Annotated in this window: 7 protein-coding genes and 3 pseudogenes; 7 read left to right on the top strand and 3 right to left on the bottom strand. The window is 66.8% G+C overall.

What is annotated here, in order from left to right:
- Positions 1-363: 363 nt before the first annotated feature.
- Positions 364-714: a hypothetical protein gene (locus ACZ6MA_RS19735; RefSeq protein WP_469435175.1), complete on the bottom strand. Its 351-nt coding sequence runs from the start codon at positions 712-714 to the stop codon at positions 364-366.
- Positions 715-1,219: 505 nt separating this feature from the next.
- Between ACZ6MA_RS19735 and ACZ6MA_RS19730 the strand changes: the two genes are divergently transcribed.
- Entirely contained in the window at positions 1,220-1,762 is a 543-nt protein-coding gene (locus ACZ6MA_RS19730) for a GNAT family N-acetyltransferase (protein WP_469435174.1), read from the top strand.
- 57 nt (positions 1,763-1,819) lie between these two features.
- Here the strand turns inward: ACZ6MA_RS19730 and ACZ6MA_RS19725 are convergent, their stop codons facing one another.
- The gene (locus ACZ6MA_RS19725; protein WP_469435173.1) at positions 1,820-2,257 is read right to left on the bottom strand and encodes a glutaredoxin domain-containing protein; all 438 of its coding nucleotides are present in this window, start codon (positions 2,255-2,257) and stop codon (positions 1,820-1,822) included.
- Between the two features lie 108 nt (positions 2,258-2,365).
- Between ACZ6MA_RS19725 and ACZ6MA_RS19720 the strand changes: the two genes are divergently transcribed.
- Together ACZ6MA_RS19720 and ACZ6MA_RS19715 are read left to right on the top strand one after the other, a co-directional pair.
- Positions 2,366-2,674: a hypothetical protein gene (locus tag ACZ6MA_RS19720; protein ID WP_469435172.1), complete on the top strand. Its 309-nt coding sequence runs from the start codon at positions 2,366-2,368 to the stop codon at positions 2,672-2,674.
- 697 nt (positions 2,675-3,371) lie between these two features.
- The gene (locus ACZ6MA_RS19715; RefSeq protein ID WP_469435171.1) at positions 3,372-3,899 is read left to right on the top strand and encodes a hypothetical protein; all 528 of its coding nucleotides are present in this window, start codon (positions 3,372-3,374) and stop codon (positions 3,897-3,899) included.
- Between the two features lie 126 nt (positions 3,900-4,025).
- On the opposite strand, the gene ACZ6MA_RS19710 is transcribed toward ACZ6MA_RS19715, so the two are convergent.
- A complete protein-coding gene (locus ACZ6MA_RS19710; protein WP_469435170.1) occupies positions 4,026-4,634 on the bottom strand; it encodes a hypothetical protein in 609 nt (202 codons plus the stop codon).
- Between the two features lie 129 nt (positions 4,635-4,763).
- Between ACZ6MA_RS19710 and ACZ6MA_RS19705 the strand changes: the two are divergent.
- The 4 genes and pseudogenes from ACZ6MA_RS19705 to ACZ6MA_RS19690 all read left to right on the top strand — a co-directional run.
- A pseudogene (locus ACZ6MA_RS19705) lies at positions 4,764-5,011 on the top strand (helix-turn-helix domain-containing protein); the annotation flags it as partial.
- Positions 5,003-5,445, top strand: a pseudogene (locus tag ACZ6MA_RS19700) (DNA cytosine methyltransferase); the annotation flags it as partial. The pseudogenes ACZ6MA_RS19705 and ACZ6MA_RS19700, both read left to right, overlap by 9 nt.
- 353 nt (positions 5,446-5,798) lie before the next feature.
- A complete protein-coding gene (locus ACZ6MA_RS19695; RefSeq protein ID WP_469435169.1) occupies positions 5,799-5,969 on the top strand; it encodes a hypothetical protein in 171 nt (56 codons plus the stop codon).
- A gap of 69 nt (positions 5,970-6,038) precedes the next feature.
- Positions 6,039-6,170 (top strand): annotated as a pseudogene (locus tag ACZ6MA_RS19690) (SAM-dependent methyltransferase); the annotation flags it as partial.
- Between the last annotated feature and the right edge of the window lie 398 nt (positions 6,171-6,568).

Below are 6,568 nucleotides of genomic sequence, written 5' to 3'. Positions count from 1 at the left end.
CGGCCAGCCCGGCCACGCGCCCCACGGTCCAGTGACCTTCCACGGCACCGACTATGCAGCCTGACGTCACGTGAGGGTCAAGAAACCGCACTCACAGCCCGCAAGAACCGACGCGAAGCCGTAGCCGCACACCGCGTCACTGTCAGAAACGGTCCTTCGTCCGAGCAAGGTCAAACGGCGGGCGCGCTGCGCGAGCCGACCCCTTCGTCCAGAAGCAGCTGAACAACTGGATGGCCTTGCCCAGCCGCGCCGAGGCGACAGACGAGCAGCTGCGTGACGCCATCATCCAGCGCGAGGGCCTGGATCGAGGATCCCGTCGCCAGTAGGGGCTTCGCGCCCCGCCAGCGGTCCAAACGTGGGGATTCAGCAATAGATTTCCACATAGGTGGCGATGTTGAGCCCGTCCAGACGGCGGCCCAGCCCAGCGGGTACCACGTCGTACACTTTGTCCGAGCCGTAGAAGATCGTGAATGGGTTGCCGTGGGCCTGGGCCCACTTGAACTTGTCGTTGACGGGGTGGTATCCACAGCCGTCGAAGACCCACACTTTGTTTGCGTGGACGCCCTGCGCGAAAGTGATACAGGCTCTGCCGTAAGGGCAGTGGTCATCCATCCAGTCTGCTGAGGCGGTGCCGGAACTGCCAAGTACCGCGGTGAAAGAAAGGATGACCACGGCGGCGGTGCTTACAATTGCCTGCCTGTCGATCCGTAGCATCCGAAATCCCTCCGTTGTGTAGGGACATGCCAGCGGCAGCCTAGATACCGAATACGAATAACTCCAGGGAGTGCAAAGGTGTGGCCGAATCAAAGCTCCCTTTCTCGCCAGATCCGTCCTCACAAAGCGGGTGCGTTGAGTAGGCGTTTTCGGCCCCAGCCCGAGGGTGGGTAAGCGGCCTACACTGGGCCCGTGTCCGAGGATGCGAGGCGGGCCGGGGAGAGGGTCTGCCGGGTGTGCGGTGAAGGGCTCCGGCCGGGGGCAGTGTTCTGCTCGTCGGGGTGTCGCTCCAGTGCCCGGTGGGCGGCGGCCGGTGGATCGCCGGTGTGGACCGGCGGTCGACGGCGGTGTACTGCTCGCCGCGGTGCAAAGGTGAAGCCTTGAGGAGCCGGAAGGATCCGTTCGGCGAACGGTCACGGTAACCGCAGCGCGAATACTCCACCGGCGAGACGCGGACTCCGAACTCGCCTCCGCCCATGTCGGAGGTCGCTGCGATGATCCCGGGATGACTCCCGACACCCTTGTCTTTCAGCAGCTCACCTCGCCTGACGGCGCCAGCCTCAAGCTCCGAAACGCCCTCACCGAGTGCTGGATCGAGGTCACCAACGCAGGCGGCGCAGCAGGCTTCCCGTTCCCGCCCGTCGACGCCTCCGCGGTGAGGCCCGCCCTTGACCACATAATCGATCAGCTTGCCCCCGACACCAGCCGAATCCTCACGGCGACATTGAACGGTGAACTCGCCGGCTGGCTCAACGTCCGCCGCGACCGGTTCGAGCTCATCGCGCACTGGGGAACCCTCCACCACGTCCAGACCCGAACCGCACTCCGAGGGCTGGGCATCGGACGGGCCCTCCTGGAGGAGGCACGCAGAGTCGCAAAGGACGAAATGGGCCTGGAGCAACTGCACCTCGCCGCCCGCGGCGGCGTTGGGCTGGAGAGCTTCTACGGGCGGCTCGGATGGAAGGAGATCGGCCGCTGGCCCGGCGCCCTTCGGTTCAGCGCAGACGACGATCGCGACGAGGTCCTTATGATCCTCGCCCCGCTCTGACTGACTCCCGCCTTCAGAAACAACTTCTGAGCTTGGCTTTTAACCTCGGCTGCCCGATCACGTGGAACGGGAGAGTTGCTCGCGCACCCATGCAGGATCGGGGTTGGTGTGCGGCTGGCCCGCCAGGATGACGGTCGGCACGGTCTCGTTGCCGTCGTTGGCTGCCCTCACCGCTGCGGCACCAGCCGGATCGCGCCAGATGTCGACCCAGTGCAGCTGGCGGGCGCTGCGGCCCAGCCGGATGCGCAGTCGAATGCAGTATTTGCAGCCGGGTCGCCAGAAGACGACCGGCCGACCGTCGACCGCGCTGCGGCGTTGTGCCTCCAGTGCGCCGGTCGACCTCGGGAAGATCAGGGGCGAGTTCACGCCTGCGAGCAGCACAAAGACGAGCAGGACGGCTGCGGCTACGCCAGGGGTCCCGCTCACGATCAGTCCCGTTGCAAGGACTGAGCCGCAGAGCACCAGCAGCATCAGCAAGGTCCAAGTGCGTGTCATGAGGACGAAGGGTATCGATGAGTCGAATCGGGCCTCGAACTAGGCCGCTCACCTGGGCGTTCGCAGGATGCTGGAGCGGCCTTGAAGCCGTGGTTGAAGGGAGCAGTAGTGAACGGGACGTGGTGGCTCACACAGGGCGGCACCCGGATCGGCGAGCTACGGCAGTACGCAATTGATCAGCCCACGTTCCTCTGCCACTTCATCCCGGGGCCCGGATGGGAAGGGGTCCGTGCGCTGTTCGAGAGCTGGGCGGCCCTGCACGGCCCGGACTCCGACGGCTCTCGAACAGCGCAGGCCATCAAGCCCATCATGGGCCTCGGACTAACGCTGGTTGCCGAAGACGAAGGCCGACCCATGGCGCTCTTCAAAGAGTGCATCGTCCGTATCGACGGCGACACCGCCCGCGTGCGCTGCTGACCTCAACGAAGCCGCCAACCACAAAGCACAAGCTTTGTCAGGACTCGGCTTCGGTGAGATGCGCCGATTTCACGTCGTGGGTGAACAGGGCGGCGTGACGTTATAAGGCGCCGTCGATCAGGGAGACTCCCCCGACCCGCTTGGTGGTCTTCTTAGGTGCGGTGCAAGCCCAGCCAGTAGCCAGCAAGCCCATTGATGCCAGAGGTAGCTGCGCGGGGCAGCGACCTGTTGAGATCACCCAGCACGGCCGCAGGCCAGCCGCCATGTGAGGACAGACCCGCCGCCCAGAGACGCCGGAGCGTGTAGGGCCTGACCGACAGGTCGCGCACCGTACGTCCGGTCCGCGACGAGATGAGACATCGCGTCGTTGGTCTGCCCGGCGACCTCGGCATCGAGGGCCCGGGCGTTCCGCACCGGTTGCCTTCCGCTGCGAGCGTGAGCAGCTGCCGACGCGGTCGGCCTGTCGGCACATCCTTGCCGGTCTCGGCTTGGCAACGAGGTGGTCACAACAGTCATCGCGAGTGGTGATCAACGGCTCCGCCAGTCATAGTGACCACTCACTAGTGGTGAGGTAAGCCTCGCCTTACCGAATTGGAGAAGTGTGTCCACCGCCCCGCCCCGCGACCCGTCGGTGTCCCTCCTCACCCACTCACGGTCAGCGCCGGGCTGGGCGAGGGGTGGCCGGCGCGCCCGCCCCATGGGGCTGTACGACTCGTGGTGGACCGTCACGGCGGCCGCGTTCGCCGTCTGCGCGGCCTGGGGCGCCGCGGTCTGGGTCTCGGGGCACCTGCAGGCGGACGCCTCACTGCACACCGCTGCGCTCTTCGTGCACCTGGCGACACTGGTACTGGGCTTCGGCGCCGTACTCGTCGCCGACTACTACGGCCTGCTGTGGCTGACCGGCCGGATGGCACTGACTGACGCTCTCGACAGTGCGGCCCGGCTGCACACGCCGATCTGGGCAGGCCTGACGGGCCTGGTGGGCAGCGGCATGCTGCTGCACCCGGACACCTCCTCGACCCCCACCCGCGTCAAGCTGGTGATGGTGCTGCTGCTCTCCCTCAATGGACTGCAGGCCGGCCTGCTGAACCGGCGCATGGCCGCCCGGAGGCCCAGCGAACAGCCGCCGCGCCGCTTCCTGGCCTGGGGCGCGGGTACCGCCCTGATATCCCAGGTGTGCTGGTGGAGCGCGGTGATCATCGGCTTCCGCAACAGCCAGCGGTGAAGAAAGGTCACCAGGAGGCGTCCGGTGAGGCCTGCTCACTCGAACCACCGGACATGCGCTAGGGGGCGAGGGTGCGTACGGCGAGGCGGATGCCGAGGGCACTGGCGATCTCGCCGATCGCCCTGTTCATGACGTTGCGGACCACGTCCGGCAGGGGAAGCCCAGCGCACGGCCATGCCCGCCTCGGTCGCGACCCGACGCACGGTGCTCTGAAAGAGACCGGGCAAAGTCGGCGAGCGCGTGGAAGTCGTTCTCCCGTAGGCCGATCCGCGGGTTGACGTGGTGCAGGAGCCCGGCGCCTGGGTGGTGGGCGGTCACGTAGGTCTGATCCAGCTCGCTCTGCTCGTCGTCCACCCATGCGAAAGGACGGCCGCCTGCGTAGTCCACCAGCGGCCCGGTCTTCCAATGGACTCCGTCAGGGCGTTCTCGGAGTAGGACGTCGCCGAAGTCCACGAAGGGAAGTTCTGGAAGGCCCAGGACCGGTGCGATCCACCGGTTGGCGTCGTCCATCCACGTGGTGGCCCAGCACAGCTCGAAGCCGAGCTGAAGCAGGATTCGTCCATGCTCTGGGTTGAGCCAGACTCGCAGGCGTCGGGACGAGAGGCCTCTGTCGTCCTGATGGGCGTCGTTCCGGGGGACTCTGAGTGTGGTGTAGCCGTCGGGACGTCTCTCCGGCTTGGCCGCGTAAGGGTTGAGCGGCCCGTCCACGTCAAGGAACAGCAGTGGTCGGTTCACGGCTTCTCCCGGTCTTGCGCACTATGGACTGCCCCGGTCAGCGTAACTGTGGCATTGCCTCGGCATTGGGCCAGCCTGAGTGATGATCACGATGTGGCGAGTGTGATCACGGCGTCGGAGCCGTCCTGAATAACCCCGCTCGCGGGGCTGAGCCCGCACTGCTTCGGCAAACTGCTGACCACGCTGCGGCGCGATGGAGTAGATGTGATCCACCGAGGCCGGCCATGGACTGCCTCTGGTGGACCGGGTGTTGCTGGTCACGGCCTACTGCCGCACCAATCTGACGTTGCGGCGGCTCGCTCCGCTGTTTCGGCGTCTCGAAGTCGACGGCCGGTCGGGGCATCAACCACCTCGGACCTCTGCTCGCAGGAGGCCCCGGAGGGGGTCCCGAGCCCTTCCCTTCCGGCTCCCGCAAGGCCCTCGCCGACGCCCGAAACTGCGGAACACGGAAAGACCACGCCGCCCAGGCAAACGTCATCCTCCCGCCGCGGCGCCGAGGCTCGGAGTCGACAGGACGACACGACACGGCACTGGCGAGCACCGGCACGCCCAAGCCTGGTCGAACGCCACGTTGGTCCTGGTCGCTGCAGCAACAGCCAGTCCAACGCGACTGGTGCGGCGCGCGGATGAGCCGGCCGGGACCTTGTTCTTCGGGCACCGCGCGAACGAGTGCCTGTGGGTGCCCGAGCCGGCGCCGGGCGGGTCCGGTGCGGCAGCGCCGGTGCCGGAGTCGGTGCGCATCACCGCGGCCGAGGCCGGGGTGCTGCAGACCTTCCCCGCCGACTACCCATGGCAGGAAAATCTGGAGCAGCCGGCGCCCCCGTCGGCCGTGCACTACGGTCGCGCACTTGCTCGTCTCGTACTCGCCGAAGAAACTCGGCTTCTTCAAGGGGCTCAACGAAAGGCGCCCGACCTGGACTTGCCGTCAAACGCCTTCCGCTCGACCCGCTCAGAGCAGGGCCTGGTCTACGTCGTGCCTCCCCGTTCATCCCACCGCTATCCCGCTTCTGCACGGGCTGCTCAATGAGGGCGGTTGGCCTGCTCCCTGACGCCCTTGTTTGCACGCTCGCTCTTTGGGGTGACGCCGGGGCGACAGGGACGCGTACGGGTAACCGCTCTGCAATCCTTCGCTCTCCGGGCGCAGTTCACCGAAGGGACACGATGATGAGCGATCTACTGGCAACACTCCTCAGCGGAGCCAACACGCTCGGGGAGACCATTGTCCCTGTTACCGATACGCTTGTGTACGTCGCCGGCCTCGGTCTCCTGGCGCTGTCACAGCTCGGCCTCCTCGGAATCCTCGGACCCCACGGACTCCTCGGAGCCCTCTCCTGACAACAGCGGAAGCTCCGATCCCCGAAATTCGTCGACAGCGCCTCTCGGCACCCGGCAAAGTGGCCACCCGTGACGAGCAGTGACCTGTGGACCCGCGCGACCGCCGACCGCTACGACGCCGAGGAGGCCGAAGCGTCCTCGGCTGCCGTTCTCGGACCGACCCTCGCCTTCCTCACCGAGCTCGCCGGAGACGGCCGGGCCGGATTCCCACGACGAGCACGGGAACTGGGCCCCCGTTTGGTCGATCAAACCCTGCTGATCTCGTCAGTGGTGACGCCGAAGGAGCAATCGCGCCCGGACTGATGCCAGGGGTGCCGAAAAGGATGAAGGATCTCCGGCCCGACCAACCGGGGTCCTTCACCCATGCCGGATTTGGTGACAGCCGACGCGACGGCGGCCGGGACGCCCTTCACTCCGGCGCCACACCATCGTCACCCTCGCAGATGGTCTTCCCCCGGCACCCCTGCAGGCTTCATCGGTGAGTCACGGGGGCGGAGGCGTGACGTCCGGTGACCGTTGCCGCCAGGGCGGCGGCTCGCGCGGAGGCGTGTCTTTTCTGATCTTCGGAAGTTAGGGCAAGCGGACCACACGGGGCGGTT

The organism is Streptomyces sp. NPDC042259 (genome assembly GCF_055582085.1).
This window is presented reverse-complemented; position numbering and strand designations above follow the sequence as displayed.